An 18,445-nucleotide genomic window follows, 5' to 3' on the forward strand; every position below is an offset into this window, starting at 1 on the left:
GGAAATCAGAGCACGTAGCGGCTGACGTCCATGGATTTGGCCAACTCGCCGAGATTCGTCTCTACAAAGGCAGAATTCACAACAATTTCCTCGCCTGAGCGGTCTGGGGCGGAGAAGCTGAGTTCCTCAAACACGCGCTCCATCACTGTGTAAAGCCGACGTGCGCCGATGTTTTCCACCGACTGGTTCACTTCGGCAGCAATTTTCGCCAGTGCCGCGATGCCATCCTCAGTGAAGGACACAACAACCTCTTCAGTGCCCATCAGTGCGGTGTACTGGCGGGTCAGGGCGTTGTCGGTTTCGGTGAGGATGCGCACGAAGTCTTCTTCCGTCAAGGCGCGCAGCTCGACGCGGATTGGCAGGCGACCTTGCAGTTCCGGCAGCAGGTCCGAGGGTTTTGCAATGTGGAATGCGCCGGAGGCGATGAAGAGGATGTGGTCGGTTTTGACCGGGCCGTGTTTGGTGGAGACGGTGGTGCCTTCGATTAGGGGCAGCAAGTCACGCTGCACACCTTCGCGGGAGACATCGCCGCCACGGGCCTCCTGACGGGCGCAGACCTTGTCGATTTCGTCGAGGAAGACGATGCCGTTTTGCTCCACCGATTGCAGCGCGGCGGCATTCACGGTTTCGTCGTCTAGCAGTTTGTCCGCCTCATCCGAGATCAGGACTTCGTAGCTTTCTGCGACGGTCATGCGCTTCTTGGTGGTGCGGCCGCCCATGGCTTTGCCAAAAATGTCGCCAAGGTTCATCATGCCCATCTGGCCGCCTGGCTGGCCCGGAATATCAAACATGCCGCCCAGGGGATTGGAACTGTCCGCCACTTCAAGCTCAATTTCGGTGTCGTCGAGTAAGCCGTCCTTGAGTTTCTTGCGGAACATGTCGCGGGTGCCTTCACGCGCATCCGGACCGGCGATCGCGTCAATTACGCGATCTTCGGCTGCGGCGTGGGCTTTGACCTTCACGTCTTCGCGCATGTGTTCGCGGGTTTGAATGATGGCGGCGTCGACCAGATCGCGAATGATCTGTTCCACGTCGCGGCCCACGTAACCCACTTCGGTGAATTTGGTGGCCTCAACCTTGATAAAGGGCGCGCGGGCCAGTTTGGCCAATCGGCGCGAGATTTCGGTTTTGCCGACACCGGTGGGGCCGATCATCAGAATATTCTTGGGGTAGACTTCATCGCGAATGTCATCAGCCAGCTGTTTGCGGCGCCAGCGGTTGCGAAGGGCGACAGCGACTGCGCGTTTGGCGTCTTTCTGGCCGATGATGAAGCGGTCGAGTTCAGAGACAATTTCGCGAGGCGTGAGATCAGTCATAAGGGTGTCCAATCAGTGGGATGGCGGCAGGCGGTGCAGCGGCAAGATGCTGGACAGCGGCGCAAGAAGGGCCGCGCGGAAACGGGACCAGAAGGCGCCCAGCACCACCAGAAAGATGCCGAGGAAGAGAATGGTGAAGGCGGCGCCTTCGCCGTCAAAGACGATGCTGGCCAGTGCAACGGTGTAGCCGATGGCAGCAATCAGGAAGGAGCGGCGGTCGATGATGATGGCGATGGCGGCAAACCCCAGAAGGAAGAGCATAAGCGCCAAGTGTGCGCCGTTGCTGCCGGCCTCTAGCAGCGTGAGAGCCACGGTGTTGATCAACGCGGGCGCGGCGACAACATGCAGCCAGAAGCCTTGCGCGCTTCGGCGGGTGACGCGGTGCGGGTCGGACATGTCAAAATGCATGGCAACGGCAAATACGGCGATGCCCACGCCCAAAGTGATGAAGGCAAAGGGTCCCCCGGCGGAGAGCAGGAAAAGGTCTTGCGGGCTGGTTGGTGTGCCGGATTGGTTGGCGCCGATCATGAGCGCGATGCCAAAGACGCCAAGCGCGATGAGCGCCATGGCAAAGGGCACGCGAAAGCGCAGCCAGAAGATCAGTGTGGCCAAAGTGGTGAGCGCCAACGGAAGCGGTAAGCTGGAGAAGTCTTCTTGAGCGAGCATGAAAGGCTGCGCGAAATAGGCGGTGATGCCGGAGCCAGCGTTGATCGCCCAAAGGATGGACAGCGCAATGGCCGGGGCCACCATACGGCGGCGGCGGATGAAGTACTCTGCCAGCGCCCAAATCACAGCGCCGGAGATGGCGGTGGTGGTCACAATCTTGGTTTTGTAGTTCACCACCTCGGCGGCCATGGCGATGCCGTTGACCGCTGCCCAGCCGCTAGCGAGGATCAGCAGACCAACTACAATGAAGATCTCGTTGAAGCCTTTGAACAGCTCAAACGGTTCATCTCCTACCGCAAGGTCTTCGCGTGCACCGCGTCGGCTGTCGGCAAGTGCTGCGAGGGACGCAGCCTGTTGTTCGTTTAGCAGGCCAGAGCCAACCGCGGCGCGAAGATCATCTTTGTCAATCATGAGGTGTGGGTCTCTCGTTACGCGAGCACTTTGGCAAACAATTCGTCTTTCATCATGTCGTCAAACCACTCTGGATAGCGACGACCCGGTGCAGCGGCGGCGTCCAGAGTGGCCATTTCTGCCTTGCTCAACACGATATTGGCCGCAGCGATGCCGGTTTCAAGCTGGCTAAGCTTTGAGGCGCCGATGATCACCGTGTGGTCGCGGCGTTTGTTTAAAATCCAGGCTTGAGCAATTTGCGCCGGTGTTGCGTTGTGCGCTTCGGCGGCGTCTTTTAGCGCGGTGATCGCGGCCAGCGCTTGTTCTTTGGAGACTTGCAGGAAATCGCCTTCGGCCAGACGGCCGTCGCTGTCTTCCAGCTTGTTGAGATCATATTTGCCCGTCAGCAGGCCGCCGGCCAATGGTGACCACGCCATCAGGCCGATGCGAAGCTCCGCGCCCATGCGCAGAATGTCCATTTCGATGTCGCGACCCACAGCGTTGTAGAGGTACTGACCGGCGATAAACTGGCTCATGTTGTTGTCGCGCTGGAACTGAACTGCCTGTGCCACCTTCCACGCGGGCCAGTTGGACACGCCAATGTGGCGCACTTTGCCTGCGTCGATCACCGATTGTAGGGTCGACAGGGTTTCTTCCATTGGCGTCGTGAAATCGGTTTTGTGCAGCACCAGAAGGTCGATCCAGTCAGTATCGAGCCGTTTCAGGCAGCCATCCACGGAAGACAGGATGTGTCCACGTGAGAGACCGGCGTCGGTGACGCGATCGCTTTGGCGGAACCCAAGTTTGGTACAGATCACCGCGTCGTTGCGCTTGCCTTTGAGGGTTTTGCCAAGAATGTCTTCGGCTTCGCCGTTGGAATAGCCGTCTGCGGCGTCAAAGAAATTGATGCCGCCGTCCAGCGCCACATCAACCATGCGCTGGGCATCGTTAAGGCCAACTTTGGCAACGCCAGGGATCCAATCGGAGCCATGAGTGAAGGTCATGGTGCCAAGCGCCAGACGGGAAACAACCAGACCAGAATTGCCCATGCGGGTGTAGGTCATGTCGCTCATTGTTTGATGGTCTCCACTGTCAGGTTGCCATTTGTGTAGACGCAGATGTCGCCAGCGATGCCCATGGCTTTGCGCGCCACCTCTTCGGCAGACAGATCGGTGTCCATGAGCGCGCGCCCTGCGGCCAGCGCGTAGTTGCCGCCAGAGCCAATGGCGGTCACGTCGTGCTCAGGCTCAAGCACGTCCCCTGCCCCAGTGATCACAAAGATGTCGGCGCCGTCCGAGACAATCAGCATGGCTTCGAGCTTTTGCAGGTATTTGTCGGTGCGCCAGTCTTTGGCCAGTTCCACGGACGCGCGGGCCAGTTGGCCGGGGGTGGCTTCCAGCTTGGCTTCCAAGCGTTCCAGCAGCGTAAACGCATCTGCGGTAGAGCCTGCAAAACCTGCGACAATCTCAAAGCCGCCGGGGCTCAGGCGGCGCACCTTACGTGCAGTGCCTTTGATCACAGTCTGGCCAAGCGAAACCTGCCCGTCGCCGGCAATCACAACTTCGCCACCCTTTTTTACACCAATGATGGTGGTGCCGTGCCAACCGGGGAATTGATCCTCAGACATCCCAAAGCTCCTTTTGTCCTTCGCCCTATATGAGCCTGCGATCAGAAAGGCACAAGAGTTTGGGTTGTTTGCTGGGGTTGCCCCTGCGATTTCAAGCGCATAGCCTCGCCCTATGGACGAAGAACAGGATGTTCGCATAGAATCTGCATTGCAGGACTTCTTGCGTTTGCAGCGAGATTTGGACCTACCTGATGAGTTGGTGACACATGAATTGCTGTGGCAAAAGAATGACCACCGCAGCCATATCGTTTTGCGGCTTGATTGCGGTGACAAGTCCTATGTCCTGAAACGGGTGTTTGGTGCTGATAATTCTGATCAGTTGATACAAATGGCCCAGGCGCAGGTTGACGCCAGCAACGCCATGGGAAATGCGCGGCGGATGCGGGCGCCGAAAGTACACTATGTGAGTGAGGACGGCGCTGTCCTGTTAATGGATCACGTGACCGGAAACACATTGGATACGTTGCTTTACCGTGGCCGCGATCCAAAAAGCCTTCTGAAGCGGAGCGGGCGGTGGTTGGCCACTTTTCATCGGGTCATGGACCGTCGAAAGCGCCCTTTTCGGCCAGACCAGATGGTCGCGCATATTGAGCAGTTGGCACGTCAAATCGAAGATGGATCTCGGCGCGTAGTTGCGCCAAAAAGATTTCTAAAATGCGCCTCTCAGATTCCTGAACGGGCGGCACAGTTTGCAGGTCAAAAGACAGTCGTGGCACGACGTCACGGGGATATGAACCTTCGAAATTTGATCTTTGCCCAAGACGGCCTCTACGGCATAGATTTTCATCCACCCAATCAGCTGTCTGTTGGGTTTGATATCGTTCGGCTGTTGTTAGATTTTGCCGAGATCCATCAAGATAACACTGCACTCAAATCCGGCGCGTTTCTGCTCGATGACGTGGTGTCATCGTTTTTTGAAGGTTACCGTTTGATCAAACCCGATGATCCCGGTTTTCGGTTTCTTCAACCTGTTCGTCTGCTTCTGGATTGGTGCGCTATTCCAGTTGACCCAGTGGACCGCAGTTGGCGGCAACAGGATCGATGGCAGAACATGGAGTTACTCATAGAAAATGGGTTCGAATAAAAAAGGCGCTCCGAATGGAACGCCTTATTATCTGGTATCTGATACGGATCAGAGGGAGTCTTCGATCCAGCTTTGCAGCGCGGCTTTAGGCGCGGCGCCTGCGCGGTTGGAGATGACTTGACCGTCTTTGAAGATGAACAGCGCAGGGATGCCGCGCACGCCCAGAGCGGCGGCTGCGCCCGGGTTGCTGTCCACGTCAACCTTGGCAATTTTCACCTTGCCGTCCATCTCAGCCGACAGCTCTTCGAGCGCTGGGCCGATTTGTTTACATGGGCCACACCATTCGGCCCAGAAATCTACGACGACGGGTACGTCGGCGTTTTTTACTTCTTCGTCGAAGGTGGCATCGGTGACAGCAACAGTTGCCATTGTGGAGGTCTCCTGAAAGAGGGTGCTGGTAAGTCTTGGTTCGAGGGAACCTAGGTTTGCGAGGCGGGGGCGTCAAGATATCCTGTGGCCGCAAGGGACTTTGTCACAAGATCGTGTGGCAGTTCCATCAACTCTGCTGTTGCCGTCCACAGGATTGCAGCGCGGATTGGCAGGTCAAAAATTTGTTCCAAAGCATGGGTATAGGCCCCCATTTGCCGCAAAATGCCATCTGGTGTGGTTTTCGCAGTGGTCGGGACCGTGGCGTTGGTTTTGAAATCGATGGCCCAGACACAATCTTCCTGTATCACCAAGCGGTCGATGATTCCGTGCAAGCGGTTGGGGCCAAGGTTGGCGGTCACTGGCACTTCTGCCAAAGCGGATGGATCAAACAGCCAGGCGAGCTCTGATTTAGACAGAGTTTTCGTGGCTTCGGCCAACAAGTCTTCGAACTGCCCATCCTGCATCTCAACCAGATCATCTTGCAGAAGTGAGTGGGCAATTTCTGACCAGTCAGCTTGTGGATGGTTGGGCAAATGTTCGAGCAGAAGGTGTAGCCAGGTGCCGCGTTGCATGGCAGCTTCCTGATCTAATCCTTGCTCACCTCCCAAAGCTTTTGCGCCGCCAAGGTCGGACGGGCTAAGCGCGTGTGGTGGCGCTGTCAGCAGTGGGGCGGCGGATTGCAGAAACGCCGGAACTTCGACCTTTGTGGGTGCGGATTCGTCTGCTACATCAGAGACTGTTCCTGCCCAATTCCCATGATCCAGGCGCAGACCTTCGCCTCCGTCAAACTGACAAGGCGTGGCATTAGAAGCGATCATCGCGGAGCGAATAGTGTCATACCAACTCTTGCCGTCTTTGCCTAAGTCCCCGGCAGCCGCCACGATCAGCCATTTCTCTGCGCGGGTCATGGCCACATAGAGCAAGCGCAGCCGTTCGGCTGCTTGCGCCTCGGCCAGAGTTTCACGCGCAGTAGCCAAAGGAGCCGGTGCGCTGTCGGACGGCATGTTCCAAAGCGCGGCGTCGCCTACGGGCACAATTGGGGCATCGGTTTTTATCAGCCGTTTGCCGGTGTCGGGCATGATAACAATCGGGGCTTCCAAACCCTTGGAGCCATGCACCGTCATCACGCGGATGCGGTTGGTGGCGCTGTCCATCTGCCGCTTGATTTCCAGATCGTCGGTTTGCATCCATTGCAAAAAGCCAGTGAGGCTGGGCACTGAGGATTTTTCATAGGCCAGTGCTTGGGACAGTAGCGCGTTGATGCCATCTTCCGCCTCTGCCCCGAGCCGGGCGAGGAAAGCGTGGCGGCCTTTGTGGCGGGTCAGCACACGTTCGATTAGGTCGTAGGGGCGCAGGAAATCGGTGTTCGCGCGCAAATCATCCAGCACGGCCATGGTTTTAGCGAACTCATCGCCCCTGTCACGCAGTGCCGCCCAAAGGTAGGTTTTTGGGGCACGGCGATGTGCGAGGTCAAACAGCGCCTGTTCCGACCAGCCAAACAACGGAGACCGTAGGATCGTGGCCAGCGACAGGTCGTCTTCCGGAGTGGCGAGGAAGGACAACAGCGCGCCGAGGTCGCGCACCGCCATTTCGCCGCCGACTTTCAGGCGGTCGGCACCGGCAATAGGCAAACCATGCAGTTTGCAGGCGCGGATGATTTCGTGGAACAGATCAGAACGACGTTGCACCAGAATGAGGAAATCACCGGGTTCAATTTGGCGCTGGGTGAACTGTCCGTCGGGCCCGCGCTTGTAGGCAATGGTGTCTTGTTTGATCATCCGTGCGATCTGCGCGGCGATGCGATCTGCCAAAATGACCGTATGGTGGGTGTCGCCGAGGCGGTCGACAGGATCAAACCAGTCATCTTTCTCCGCCTTTGCGACAGGTTCTACCACCGGCCAGAGGTCCACGCGGCCCGGCATGTCGTCGTTAAACGCAATGTGGCGATTGCCGGTTGGAAAGCCTGCGTCCGTGTGGTTTTCAAAACATTTGTCGACGAGGTTCAGAACCGCCGGCGAAGAGCGGAAGGAGTATTCTAGGCTCAGGTCTTGCAGTTGGTTTTCCGTGGCATGCAGCCGGTTGGCAAATTCATCACGCATGCGGTCAAATTCCGCTGGGTCCGCGCCCTGGAAGCTGTAGATCGACTGCTTCTTATCGCCCACCACAAAGATGGTGCGGGTGTCCTCGCCCCGTGCGCCGGAGCCGGAGGTGAACTCTTGCGCGAGACGCTCGATCACCTGCCATTGCACCGGACTGGTGTCTTGGGCTTCATCCACGAGGATGTGGTCAATTCCGCCGTCCAAGCGATACAACACCCACTCCGCCACCGCCGGCTCGTTGAGGAGGTTGCGCGCCCGCAGGATAAGGTCATCAAAGTCGAGCCATCCGCGATGTTGTTTGGCGGTGTCATAACGTTCCAGGAAGCGCGCGGCGAAGGCGTGCAAGGCGGCACTGCGATCTTTGGCTTGAAGTGCAAGGCGGCGCGCCCGAGCGTCTTCAACACGAAGCATGAACGGCCTGATACGTTCCATCAAATCCGCATGGCTGGTGCGCAGCGCTTTAGTTGGAAAAGAGTCTAACTTGGCGCAAAACGGTTCTTTTGCACCTTTGCCTGTCAGGAAGACGGATTCCAGAATGGGCAACGCGGACACAGCGCAGGTGGTGATCGCACTCAGTTTTGTGGCCGCTGTCGCGTCGGTTTTGCCCCCTGTTTGAAGGACGCCGATGAGCGCGTCTATCAGCTCTGTTTCGCCGCCAAGAAACACGTCAGATTGTAAAGCATCATGATCATAGCCTTCCGGCAGACCGAGCAAATCGCACAGGTCCGACGGCGAAACGGGATGACGCAGCCGGTCCGCGTGGCGACAGATGTCTGCGGTGAGATCCTCCAGTGCGGCGCCAGTGAAATGCGTGGCAAGGTCATGCACCAGAACGGCGTCTGCGCCCTCGGCCATCTGCTCAACAATTTCTTCGCGTAAAAGGGCTGCGGCGCGGTCTTCCATTTCAGTGAACAGAGGTGACACGCCTGCCTCAAGTGGGAAGCGGCGCAGCATCGAGGCGCAGAACGAGTGGATGGTTTGGATCTTCAAACCGCCCGGCGTTTCGATGGCGCGGGCAAACAGAGTACGGGCGTTGCGTAAATCATCTGCGTTGGATTTGCCCACAACACCGAGGTCTGCGAGCTCTTCAGACAACTCCGCATCGGATTTCATCGCCCAACTGCCCAACCGTTTGAACAATCGGTTCTGCATCTCGCTGGCGGCGGCCTTGGTGTAGGTCAGACACAGGATGTGTTGTGGCAAGACCCCTTCCAGCAAAAGCCGCGCCACTCGGTCCGTAAGCACGCGGGTTTTGCCGGAGCCGGCGTTGGCGGAGAGCCAGGTGCTGGCATCCGGACGCGCGGCGGTGATCTGACGGCGGGTGGCGTCGTTCATTGGCTGGGCCATGACAGCGCCTCCGGGGTGGGTTCATCGGTGGCATCCCATTCGCCAAAGCGCGCCAGTTGGTCGTAGTCGCTCTCGTCGCGCTCAGTGCGCATCGCGCGGCGAGAGGTGAAGCCTTTGCCGTCGGCGAGGTAGTGCTCGATCAGGGCGATGAACTCTTCCCAGACTTTGGTTGGGGGCGTTTCTAGCAGTGGCGCGGGCTGATCCTTTGGGTTGGTGCCAAGGCCGATGTAAATCGCGTCGGCGACGTTGGAAGGATCAATATCCTTGAACCCGCCCTGTTCGGCCATGGCAGCCTCCAGCAGGAGTTGCTTTTCAAAGTAGGTTTGCTCGTTTTTCGAGGGGGGCGCGCCGGTTTTATAGTCATACAAGATCAGCGCGCCGGTTTCGGTGCGATCGACACGGTCCGCTTTGGCGGTGAGCCGGAAGCCAAGCTCGGGAATGGTGCCTACGGCCTTAGTTTCGAACGCCAGTGGTTCGCCGCGTGCGCGACGTTTTTCTTCGCCATGTACGATGTGATCTGCAACCCGATCCAGTCTGGCCTGCCACAAGGCACGCGCCGTGGCCCAAGGTACGTTTTGAGTCAGAACAGTCTCTGATATGGCTAAAATTTGATCTCGTGTTACGGGTGTTTGGTCGGCTACGGATGTCTTGATCAGCGTTTCCAGGATCTCATGCACGATGATGCCCCGCAACAGCGCGTCCGGCGTGCGCATCAGCGGATCAAGCGGGCGCAGGCGCAGGACATGCTTGGCATAGATCGCATAGGGATCACGGATCAGGCGTTTGATTTCGGTGACCGAAAGTTGTCGCGGACGGGCCTCGGGCGGTGGTGTCGGCGAGGGGCGTGGGGCGGCGGGCACCATGGGCACGGTTTCCATCGCGCGGACATAGGCCAGCCACGTGTCACCGCGGGATTTCATCTCTTCAAGTGCGTTTGGTCCGTTTTGGTCTGGTAGGCCACTTAGCAAATTCACAAGGCGATTGACCCACCGGGACGGCACGGTTTCCGCTTCATCCGAACGGACAGAACGGGTGATCCAGACTTCCGGGGCACCGATGGCTTGTTGGAAATCATGGGCTGAGAGGCCAATGCGGCGTTCCGGCAGCAAGAGGCACGCATCATGGCGCAGTTTGCGGTTGAGCCAAGGGTCGGGACTTGGCGCTTCTGGCCAGCTGCCTTCGTTGAGGCCACCAAGGATCACAAGGTCCGCGCCTTGCACGCGTGCCTCCAACGTACCCCAGATCAAAATGTTGGGATGACCGGCGTCGCGGTCCCGCACTTCTGCGCGGGAGAGTAAAGCGCCAAACAAGTCGGCGTAGTCTGTCGGTGCGATGGAGCCGACGACCTGGGCATGATCTTTCACCTCGGCCATAAGTCGGGATGCCGCGCGACCAGCTGCCTGATCCCAAAGACCGCCGCTGCCTTCGCCGGGGCCTTGGGCGACTTTCTCAGACAGGGCGAGGTGGTCGTTTAGGAGCGCGGTCATGTCCACTTGAGAACGTACCGCAGCACAGAAACATGCGGTGACCCAAGCCATCCATGCGGATATTTCTTCGTTGCGAGCTGCGGCCCAAGCCTGCAGTTTTTCGGATTCGGGATAGGTTATACCATTGCGGCGTATCCATAGCTCCAGGTCACGGGTGAAACGGAGGTGATCGCCGCGGTTTTCGCCGCTGTGGGTCAAGGGGTGTTTGAGTAGCGTTAGAAGAGCTTCGGAGGTGAGCTTTTGGTGTAATAGAGCCGCAGTGTGGCGGAGGAACCGGCCTGGAGGGGACAGCTGCAAGGGTTGTCCGGCGCTGTCGTCTGGCACGATATCCCAGCGATCCAAGGCGGCTGTTACTTGGCGGGTGAGCATCCGATCTGGAGTGATCAATGCACAGGTCAGCCCTTCGTCCGCCGCCTTGCGCAGGCGGGCGGCGATGGTGAGGGCCTCTTCGCGTTGTGTGGTGGCCTCGATGAGCGTGATATCTTTGGTGGCGGTGGTCAGGTCGCCGAGGTTGGGACCTTCGCTGAGCCATTGGTCTGTGACCGGCGCGGGGCGCAGGGCAAGTGACACCAGCTTGTTGCGCGCAGCGGAGGGCGCGGCGCAGTTGTGCCAGAGCTGTACGTCCTGAGCGGACATACCTAGGTCGCTCACCAAAGCGCGGAAGCGGTATTGCGGATGATCTTCGCTTTGCAATCCGTCTGACAAGTGATCCCAGGTTTCAGGTGGCATGTCGAAGTCGTAGCCGGGCAGGACCACTGCGCCCTGCGGGAGAGCCGCGACTGCCTGCATCAGAAATTGCATTGTGCCGCGGGAGCCGGTGGAGCCCGACAGAATGATAGGATGTTGAGGCGGCGTGTCTTCCCAAGATTGCACAATCGCCTCAATCGCGCGGCGCTGGCGGGCTTCTTGACCTGGTGCGCTGTCGAGGTTTTCCAAGAAATGGCGCGCGATGCCAAAGAAGGATTGCGCGCGGGCCCAGTGACCGGATTGGTCGCTGACATCTAAAGCCTCTATGACATCCACAGGCACGCCTTCACCGGCCATCTCGTCAAACAACCCTGCGAGGCTGTCGGCGAGATCATAGACGGACGCGCGCGCGGCAAGGTCAGGCTGTTGTTCCAGCAGTCGTGTGACCAGTTGGATCAGCTCAAACCGTTGACGGATGGCGGGTGTCGCGGGTGGAAGATGTGCTGTGGCGGCATTTGCAAATTCACCCAACAGTTGGATGCGGGGCAGGAGGGTCGCCGGGCCTTCGTCAAACAGGGCGTGCACGCGGCGGGCCATGCGGGCGGTGTTTACGATCACGGTTGCCTTGGCGATGGCATCGGGACGCTGACCTGCAAAGCGCGCCCGAATGCCTTCCACAAGGTAACGCGGGAAATCTGCGCCGGGGGGCAGGGCGAAAACCCGGGGCATGTCGCTTGGCTCAAACATCGGGTGCCTCCAGCATTTTTTCGGCAAGCGTGATGCCTTCGGGGGAGCCAACGTCACACCATTTGCCGGGGTATGTCAGACCATAAAGGCGGTCGCGTTTGTGCATTTGGTCCCAGAGCAGGTTAAGCGAGAACGCGGTTTCTGAGATGTCGTGCAGCCCGTCCGTTTTGAGGATCTGGATACCGGAATAGACAACCCCGGGCCCGCGTGAGATTTGACCGGTTTCGCTCAGAACAAAGTCGCCTTTGCCTTTGTGACCAATGGCGTTTTCTTTGGGAAGGCACAGCAGAAGCGCGTCCATTTTTTCTGGTTGCCAGGCCTCCTGCAGCATTTGGAATGGGTTGGGACCGCGCCAGACTGCGTCGGTGTTGCTAGTGAAAACAGGTCCGTCTCCAAGCAGTGGCAAGGCATTGCGCAGGCCACCGCCGGTTTCCAAAATCTCAGGTGTTTCGACAACGACCTGGACCGGCTTAGCCTTTAGATGATCCACCACCTTTTGATGGTGATAATGCGCATTCACAACAGTGCGGGCTGGAGAGATCGCGTGGGTCAGGTCCAGAGTGCGATCGAGAAGCGCTTTGCCGCCCACCCGCAAAAGTGGCTTCGGCGTGTTACGGGTCAGCTCACCCATGCGCGTGCCAAATCCGGCGGCGAAGAGCATTACGGCGTCGGGATGGTGGCGCATTTTGATTTCAGTTTCTCTAGTATGTCTTGAGTTGGGGCGGGCAAGGTGCCGGCAAGTATGTCGGCGGGCTCTTTGAGGATGGGATGTCTTAGATTGCGCATCGCCAGATCATAGACACGCGGGATCATGTCCACATAGTGCGGCTTTCCGTAGTGCATACAAAGCCTCGCAAAGACACCGACGATCCGCAGGTTGCGCTGTGCGCCGAGCAGGGCGTAGGCTACGTCAAACGATTGTGGGTCTAGGCCTGCGTTATGCACGAAATGCGCTTTGGTCTGACGCTCGACGTCAACTGGAACGTCACGACGGGCGTCTTGCAGGAGGGAGACCAGATCATAGGCTTTGTGGCCCTGCAGGGCGTCTTGAAAGTCCAGCAGTCCAACTTTGCCAACGCCGTCGCGGTCGGGCAACCACAACAGATTTTCGGCGTGATAGTCTCGCAAAACGAGCACGTCCGGCGTTCCGAGGCGGTCTTTCAGGATTGGAGCAATGGCATTGTGAAACGTCTCCCAAGCCTGTTGCCAAGGTCGGTCCGCACCGGCGACGTACCAGGAAAACAGCGGTTCAATCATCTCTGCCAAAGTGGCCGCATCCATTTGACGCAAGCCAGAGGGCGGAGTGTGTTGATGCAAGACGGTAAGCACATTGGCGGCGGCTGTATAAAGCGAGACTTCTGTGCCTGGGTTATTGGGAATGACACGGGCAAAGAGGTCATCGCCCAGGTCTTCCAACAACAACAAACCTTGGCTGTGGACTTGAAGGTAAATCTTCGGCGCAGACAGACCTTTGGCGGTCAAATATACGGCCATGTTGGCAAACTGTTCTGTACCGTTACCGCCTTCAACTGGCGCGTCCATTAGCACCGCAGTATTTCCGTTGGGTAGTTCCAAACGTTTGTAGCGACGGGCGGAGGCATCGCCGGCAAGGTCGAAGTGTTGGGCTGTTTCCCACTCGGTATTGGCCAAGAAGGTTTCAATCACAGCGTCGCGGGTTGTCATGTTGGGATGCCGGCAAGTTTTTCCGCCCAATGATTGGATGCGGAGGTGAGCGTCAGGGTGCGATGCTCTTCTTGCGGGGCAATTTCAAACCGCAATGTGAGGGCATTTTCCGGGGCAAGTTCCGCCAAACGGTCGGGCCATTCCACCAAACAAATGGCGTCTTCAAACGCATCGGTCAGGCCCAGTTCCACCACTTCGTCCGGTGCGGAGAGGCGGTACAGATCAGCGTGCCAGACTTCAGAATTTGGACCGTCATAGACCTGCACCAATGTGAAGGTTGGCGAAGGCACGTCTTCCATGACCGGCAGTAAGGATTGGATCAGAGAGCGGGCAAAATGGGTTTTACCGGCGCCAATTGGACCCTCAAGCAAGACAACGTCACCTGGCAATAGGGTGGCCGCCACCTGAACCGCAAGAGCTTGCGTTTCCGAAGGGGAATGTAGGGAGAGCGTGCGAGAAAAAACCGTCATAGCGCCACAGTAAAAACGCGGCCCGTGACCTGCAAGCGGGTTTGGGACTTAGTGTGCGGTTGGCAATGGCACGCCAGCCGGACTGATTTCCTTAAATGTTAACAGCGTGACACCGCCAGCAACAGGTGTGACCTCCACAGTCAGGACTTCGCCTGTGGTCTTGGAGACGGAAGCGGACCATGCGCTGCGATCAGAAGTTGAGAGAATCCGCTTTTTAAGCTTGTCCCAAACAGGAGAGGCTTGGCAGTCCGCCTGCCAATGCTGGAATGCATCGTGGAAGGTGTATTCGGCAAAGGTCCGCTCCGGGTCGCTTTTCCACAGATCGCGATAGGCCTGGTTGCACATGCGCAGTTGGCCGGTTGGGGAAAATAGGATCAGCGCGCTTTTAACGGTGTCCAGAACGCTGTGGACCTGTTCCAACTCACTGCGAATGCGGCGGGTGACGGTGATCTCTGCGGTGATGTCTTCGACCAAAAAAACCAGCGCGCCGTCCGGATGGGGGCGACCCGTCACCTTGTAGGTCACGCCGGTCGGCAGCGTCCAAGTCTCGCTGTAATCGCCGGTTTGAGCTTCCTGTACGATTCGGGACACCTGTGCGCGCCAATCCGTCTGGCCGTTCGGGGCCGGGGCCACATGGTGTTCCCGCAGCTGATCAAAAAAGGAAAAGAGATCACAGCGGTTGGTAAGGAAGTCGACGGACAAACCGGTCAGTTCGGTGAGCGCCGGATTGAATAAAACCAGACGTTGGTTTTGATCAAAGATGGCGAGCCCTGTGGAAAGCTGCGCGAAGGTTTGCGAAAAAGTCTGCACAAAGCTGCGACGGGCGTCCTGCGCAGAAACTTCTGCATCCGCTTCGGTGGTATAAAACATGGTGTCTGGGCCGGCATGTACGGCGGTCACGTTGAACCAGTGGGCCAGGGAGCCGTCCGGACGGCAGAGTTTGAAGCGCAAAGGTGGATCGCCTGGCGAAAGGGTTGAGGTGTCAAAAAGTGCTTGGGTGTCTGGGGCAAACCCAAGTGTGGCTCCAAGGGATTTGTAGGCGGTGTTGCGCCACACAATCACGCCTTTTGCGTTGATCTTCCAAATGGGATTGGGTGCCTGAAACATCGCCTGCAAAATCGCCGTGCGGCGAGCCATGTCCGGGGCGTTGTCCTGTTCCAATGTCACGCGGGCGACATCGTTCCATTGATCCAGAGTGACAATTGAGGCGTCATTGGGATCATTGGATTTGAGGACGGTTACATCCCGCTCTTGGGCAGAGCCTTGCGCATAGGGGAAATCGGGAAAACTGGCCGAGAGTTTTTTGCGCAGGGCTTCCCAATCGAAGCGCTCAGTTGGTGTTTCCGAGCACAAGCGAAGGGCGGCTGTATTGGCGTCAACCAAGGTTCCCGCGCGAAACAGGAAGCGAGCAACCTGCTGTGACGGAGGCGATGGTTCGTCCAAGGGAAAGATGGTCTGCGAAAGCGAGCCGCGGAATTGTCTGACCACTGCGGCGGTTGCGAGGCTTGAAAGAACCAAAAGCGCAAAAAATAGGGCACTGAATACAAACATGGAGATCCCCAGAGTTATTTGGAAACAACGAGGAGTGTGTAATTAGATTACCCAAATAGCTTACTCAAAATTGCGCTTTTTTTCAAGGCCGTGCGTTCGATAGGTTAGGAATGGTGCAACGGATTATCACCTTTTCCAATTGCAGAGGCGTTCATGGCGGCATCAACTTTTTCCCGCGGCCAAATGACTTCAACAACGGCACCGCGAGCATCCTTTTCGGCTGAATTTTCTCCTAATATACTGTATCCGTTCGCAAAACTAATCTCTGCGCCAGAACGTTCTAGAAGGGTCTTGGCAATAAACAAACCTAAGCCCATGCCCTCATACCCGGGTCGCTTTTTGACGTCTTTTGCCGATTTGCGATAGCGGACAAAAGGGTCCCCTATTCGCCCAATGAGGTGCGGTGGATACCCGGGGCCATCATCCAAAATTCGGACAGAAACCGACTCAGTTGAACACTCGGTTTCAACCCAGACAGAGGTATTGGCAAAATCGACTGCGTTTTGAATCAGGTTGCGCAGACCGTGAATGATTTCGGGGCGGCGCAGGATTTCCGGACCGTCCAGCAGATCAAAATGGTCAAATATGATTTCTTTTCCGCGGCCCATATGTGGCTCGGCGGCTTCTTCGATCACAGTGGATAGCGGCGCTTTTCGCAGGTGCAAGTCGTCCTTCCCGGCGCGCCCCATGGAGCGCAGGATGTCTCGGCAGCGGTCGGCTTGTTGACGGATCAATGCAGCGTCTTCGTAGAGGTCTGGGTTATCCTCCAACTCTTCCATCAATTCCGCACTGGTGAGTTTGATCGTGGCCAAAGGCGTGCCCAATTCATGAGCCGCTGCGGCCACAACGCCACCGAGGTCAGTGAGTTTTTGTTCGCGGGCTAAGGCCATCTGAGTGGCGGCCAGAGCCTCACCCATGGAGGACATTTCAGACACAACCCGGCGGGAGTAGAGCGACGAGAAAAACAAGGCGATGACAATCGCGGCCCAGTTGCCAAAGAGGAAGACATCCGGCACGCGCAGGATGAAAAAGTTCTGCGTACGTAAGGGGATATGAAACTCCAGCAAGGCAGTGACTAATACGATGGTCAGACCGCCCAGAAATAAGGCTGAGCGGATTGGCATTAAGGAAGCGGCGATGGAGACAGGCGCAACAACCAGGAAGGAAAACGGGTTGTGCAAACCCCCGGTCAAAAAAAGCAAAAAGCTGAGTTGAAGCACATCAAACAGCAACACCGCCATGTTCTCTTTTTCCGTGAGCAACCTATTTTCTGGGAAGACAAAAGTCGCTATCAGGTTGCCGGTGACCGAGACGCCTACCGCCATGTAGCAGAGCCCATAGTACAGCTCTAATCCGAAGCCGAATTGCGCCACCAGAAGCGCAACAATCTGGCCGCAAATGGCAATCCAGCGCAGCATGATGAACGTGCGCAGGCGGATCCAGTTGCTGCGACGATTTGTATTAAGCAATGCGCCTGACAAATCCGTCATTTTGGGGCCTTTCCGCTTGTGTCTTTGCGCAACCTTGATAGGTCTCAACGCCAACTCCCGCAACTAAACTTGATGAGGTTTGAGATGGTTCGGATGGTGGCGGCTGTGGCCGCGTTTGTAGCGATCTTTGCACTTGCTGGCATGTGGTATGTGAGTCGTGGCAACGGTGACGGCGATCAGTTTGCGCAATGCCGTCAAGGGCAGGTTGCCGGTGGCACCAGCGCGATTGGGGGGCCGTTTGAGCTGGTGAACGGCGACGGGGAAACTGTCACGGACAAGGATGTTTTGACCGAACCGTCACTGGTCTATTTTGGCTATACGTTCTGCCCGGATGTCTGCCCGTTGGACAACACGCGGAACGCAGAAGCTGTTGATATTCTTGAAGCAGACGGCAAGATCGTGACGCCTGTGTTCATCACCATCGATCCGGAGCGGGACACGCCGGAAGTGATGAAAGACTATTCCGGTTATGTGCATGAACGAATGATTGGGTTGACCGGGTCTTTGGAGCAGGTGAAGAAAGCCAGCCAGGCCTACCGCACTTACTACAAGAAGCAGGCGCCGGAAGATGGCGATGACGAGTATTACCTCGTGGATCACTCGACCTTCACCTATTTGACGCTGCCTGAGCACGGCTTTGTTGAGTACTTCCGCCGCGATGTGACTCCTGAAAAAATGGCCGAAACGGTCGCCTGTTTCGTAGACAATATGTAGTGGCATTGGGTCTGTTTGACCCAACACACCAGGGACGCTAATACTTGTCCAAAGACGCAGTGGGGAACAGGCACATGACGGAAAACGCGCTGTCGGAGATCGGGCCGGACAAATCACTTCTGTTGGTAGATGACGACGAGCCGTTTCTGCGTCGTCTTGCTAAGGCCATGGAAAAACGCGGTTTTGAGGTGGAAATGGCCGGGTCGGTTGCGGCCGGGCAAGCGATTGCCACAGCCCGTCCACCTGCCTACGCCGTGGTGGATCTGCGCCTTGGTGATGGCAACGGTTTGGACGTTGTTGAGGTCATTCGTGAAAAGCGGGCGGACAGCCGGGTTGTGGTGCTGACGGGCTATGGCGCGATTGCGACTGCTGTGGCTGCGGTGAAGATCGGGGCGACCGATTACCTCAGTAAGCCAGCGGATGCGACGGATGTGATGAACGCGCTTTTGAGTGGGCCGGATGAGCTTCCACCGCCGCCGGAAAACCCGATGAGTGCGGACCGTGTGCGCTGGGAGCATATCCAGCGGGTCTATGAACTCTGTGATCGGAACGTGAGTGAAACCGCACGTCGGCTGAACATGCACCGACGGACGTTGCAGCGGATTTTGGCGAAGCGTTCGCCGCGTTAAGACCAGATCGGAGCGCGTCCAAAACAACGTCGGTATCGTGTCGGTATCGCGACTGTTTTGCGGAGGTGCGCCAAGTGTTAACAAACCCG

The 18,445-nt window shown here is 57.5% G+C and carries 15 protein-coding genes; 3 read left to right on the forward strand and 12 right to left on the reverse strand.

Translation table 11 applies throughout. The annotated features are described in order from the left end of the window. Positions 1-5 precede the first annotated feature (5 nt). Genes hslU through hslV form a run of 4 tightly spaced genes read right to left on the reverse strand, consistent with a single transcriptional unit; the run spans position 6 to position 3,999 of the window. Complete coding sequence (hslU, locus tag MK208_RS06970; protein WP_294115306.1) at positions 6-1,316, reverse strand: ATP-dependent protease ATPase subunit HslU; 1,311 nt, start codon at positions 1,314-1,316, stop codon at positions 6-8. Positions 1,317-1,328: 12 nt separating this feature from the next. Then, on the reverse strand, positions 1,329-2,393 hold the full coding sequence (locus MK208_RS06975; protein WP_294115308.1) for a hypothetical protein: 1,065 nt from the start codon (positions 2,391-2,393) through the stop codon (positions 1,329-1,331). Positions 2,394-2,410: 17 nt separating this feature from the next. Further along, a complete protein-coding gene (locus tag MK208_RS06980) occupies positions 2,411-3,445 on the reverse strand; it encodes an aldo/keto reductase (RefSeq protein ID WP_294115310.1) in 1,035 nt (344 codons plus the stop codon). Further along, entirely contained in the window at positions 3,442-3,999 is a 558-nt protein-coding gene (gene hslV, locus MK208_RS06985; protein WP_294115312.1) for an ATP-dependent protease subunit HslV, read from the reverse strand. Before hslV ends, MK208_RS06980 begins: the two co-directional genes overlap by 4 nt. A 112-nt stretch (positions 4,000-4,111) precedes the next feature. Here hslV and MK208_RS06990 point away from each other — a divergent pair, with 112 nt between their 5' ends. Next, positions 4,112-5,083 carry a phosphotransferase gene (locus tag MK208_RS06990; protein WP_294115314.1) on the forward strand — a complete coding sequence of 324 codons (972 nt, stop codon included), beginning with the start codon at positions 4,112-4,114 and terminating at the stop codon, positions 5,081-5,083. Between the two features lie 48 nt (positions 5,084-5,131). Here the strand turns inward: MK208_RS06990 and trxA are convergent, their stop codons facing one another. The 8 genes from trxA to regB all read right to left on the reverse strand — a co-directional run bounded on the left by trxA (position 5,132) and on the right by regB (position 17,013). Then, entirely contained in the window at positions 5,132-5,452 is a 321-nt protein-coding gene (gene trxA, locus MK208_RS06995) for a thioredoxin (RefSeq protein WP_294115316.1), read from the reverse strand. A gap of 50 nt (positions 5,453-5,502) precedes the next feature. Continuing rightward, positions 5,503-8,898 carry a double-strand break repair helicase AddA gene (addA, locus tag MK208_RS07000; protein WP_294115318.1) on the reverse strand — a complete coding sequence of 1,132 codons (3,396 nt, stop codon included), beginning with the start codon at positions 8,896-8,898 and terminating at the stop codon, positions 5,503-5,505. Beyond that, positions 8,883-11,819 carry a double-strand break repair protein AddB gene (gene addB / locus MK208_RS07005; RefSeq protein ID WP_294115321.1) on the reverse strand — a complete coding sequence of 979 codons (2,937 nt, stop codon included), beginning with the start codon at positions 11,817-11,819 and terminating at the stop codon, positions 8,883-8,885. The genes addA and addB overlap by 16 nt, the downstream gene beginning before the upstream one ends. Next, the gene (locus MK208_RS07010) at positions 11,812-12,504 is read right to left on the reverse strand and encodes a nucleotidyltransferase family protein (RefSeq protein ID WP_294115323.1); all 693 of its coding nucleotides are present in this window, start codon (positions 12,502-12,504) and stop codon (positions 11,812-11,814) included. The genes addB and MK208_RS07010 overlap by 8 nt, the downstream gene beginning before the upstream one ends. Further along, on the reverse strand, positions 12,480-13,502 hold the full coding sequence (locus MK208_RS07015) for a phosphotransferase (RefSeq protein WP_294115326.1): 1,023 nt from the start codon (positions 13,500-13,502) through the stop codon (positions 12,480-12,482). The genes MK208_RS07010 and MK208_RS07015 overlap by 25 nt, the downstream gene beginning before the upstream one ends. Beyond that, on the reverse strand, positions 13,499-13,972 hold the full coding sequence (gene tsaE / locus MK208_RS07020; RefSeq protein ID WP_294115327.1) for a tRNA (adenosine(37)-N6)-threonylcarbamoyltransferase complex ATPase subunit type 1 TsaE: 474 nt from the start codon (positions 13,970-13,972) through the stop codon (positions 13,499-13,501). Before tsaE ends, MK208_RS07015 begins: the two co-directional genes overlap by 4 nt. Positions 13,973-14,020: 48 nt before the next feature. Continuing rightward, positions 14,021-15,355, reverse strand: a complete 1,335-nt coding sequence (locus tag MK208_RS07025; protein ID WP_294115328.1) for a PAS-domain containing protein — start codon at positions 15,353-15,355, stop codon at positions 14,021-14,023. Positions 15,356-15,627: 272 nt separating this feature from the next. After that, positions 15,628-17,013, reverse strand: a complete 1,386-nt coding sequence (regB, locus tag MK208_RS07030) for a sensor histidine kinase RegB (protein WP_294115332.1) — start codon at positions 17,011-17,013, stop codon at positions 15,628-15,630. 84 nt (positions 17,014-17,097) lie between these two features. Here regB and MK208_RS07035 point away from each other — a divergent pair, with 84 nt between their 5' ends. Then, on the forward strand, positions 17,098-17,727 hold the full coding sequence (locus tag MK208_RS07035; RefSeq protein ID WP_294115335.1) for an SCO family protein: 630 nt from the start codon (positions 17,098-17,100) through the stop codon (positions 17,725-17,727). Positions 17,728-17,801: 74 nt separating this feature from the next. Then, entirely contained in the window at positions 17,802-18,356 is a 555-nt protein-coding gene (locus MK208_RS07040; RefSeq protein WP_294115338.1) for an ActR/PrrA/RegA family redox response regulator transcription factor, read from the forward strand. The last annotated feature ends 89 nt before the right edge of the window (positions 18,357-18,445 follow it).

Origin of the sequence: Shimia sp. (assembly GCF_022448905.1) — a bacterium.
Classification (GTDB): domain Bacteria; phylum Pseudomonadota; class Alphaproteobacteria; order Rhodobacterales; family Rhodobacteraceae; genus Shimia.

Excerpts from the sequence above, each read along its gene's own strand:
- hslU (WP_294115306.1), bottom strand. The coding sequence starts at position 1,316 with ATGACTGATCTCACGCCTCGCGAAATTGTCTCTGAACTCGACCGCTTC.
- MK208_RS06975 (WP_294115308.1), bottom strand. The coding sequence starts at position 2,393 with ATGATTGACAAAGATGATCTTCGCGCCGCGGTTGGCTCTGGCCTGCTA.
- MK208_RS06980 (WP_294115310.1), bottom strand. The coding sequence starts at position 3,445 with ATGAGCGACATGACCTACACCCGCATGGGCAATTCTGGTCTGGTTGTT.
- hslV (WP_294115312.1), bottom strand. The coding sequence starts at position 3,999 with ATGTCTGAGGATCAATTCCCCGGTTGGCACGGCACCACCATCATTGGT.
- MK208_RS06990 (WP_294115314.1), top strand. The coding sequence starts at position 4,112 with ATGGACGAAGAACAGGATGTTCGCATAGAATCTGCATTGCAGGACTTC.
- trxA (WP_294115316.1), bottom strand. The coding sequence starts at position 5,452 with ATGGCAACTGTTGCTGTCACCGATGCCACCTTCGACGAAGAAGTAAAA.
- addA (WP_294115318.1), bottom strand. The coding sequence starts at position 8,898 with ATGGCCCAGCCAATGAACGACGCCACCCGCCGTCAGATCACCGCCGCG.
- addB (WP_294115321.1), bottom strand. The coding sequence starts at position 11,819 with ATGTTTGAGCCAAGCGACATGCCCCGGGTTTTCGCCCTGCCCCCCGGC.
- MK208_RS07010 (WP_294115323.1), bottom strand. The coding sequence starts at position 12,504 with ATGCGCCACCATCCCGACGCCGTAATGCTCTTCGCCGCCGGATTTGGC.
- MK208_RS07015 (WP_294115326.1), bottom strand. The coding sequence starts at position 13,502 with ATGACAACCCGCGACGCTGTGATTGAAACCTTCTTGGCCAATACCGAG.
- tsaE (WP_294115327.1), bottom strand. The coding sequence starts at position 13,972 with ATGACGGTTTTTTCTCGCACGCTCTCCCTACATTCCCCTTCGGAAACG.
- regB (WP_294115332.1), bottom strand. The coding sequence starts at position 17,013 with ATGACGGATTTGTCAGGCGCATTGCTTAATACAAATCGTCGCAGCAAC.
- MK208_RS07035 (WP_294115335.1), top strand. The coding sequence starts at position 17,098 with ATGGTTCGGATGGTGGCGGCTGTGGCCGCGTTTGTAGCGATCTTTGCA.
- MK208_RS07040 (WP_294115338.1), top strand. The coding sequence starts at position 17,802 with ATGACGGAAAACGCGCTGTCGGAGATCGGGCCGGACAAATCACTTCTG.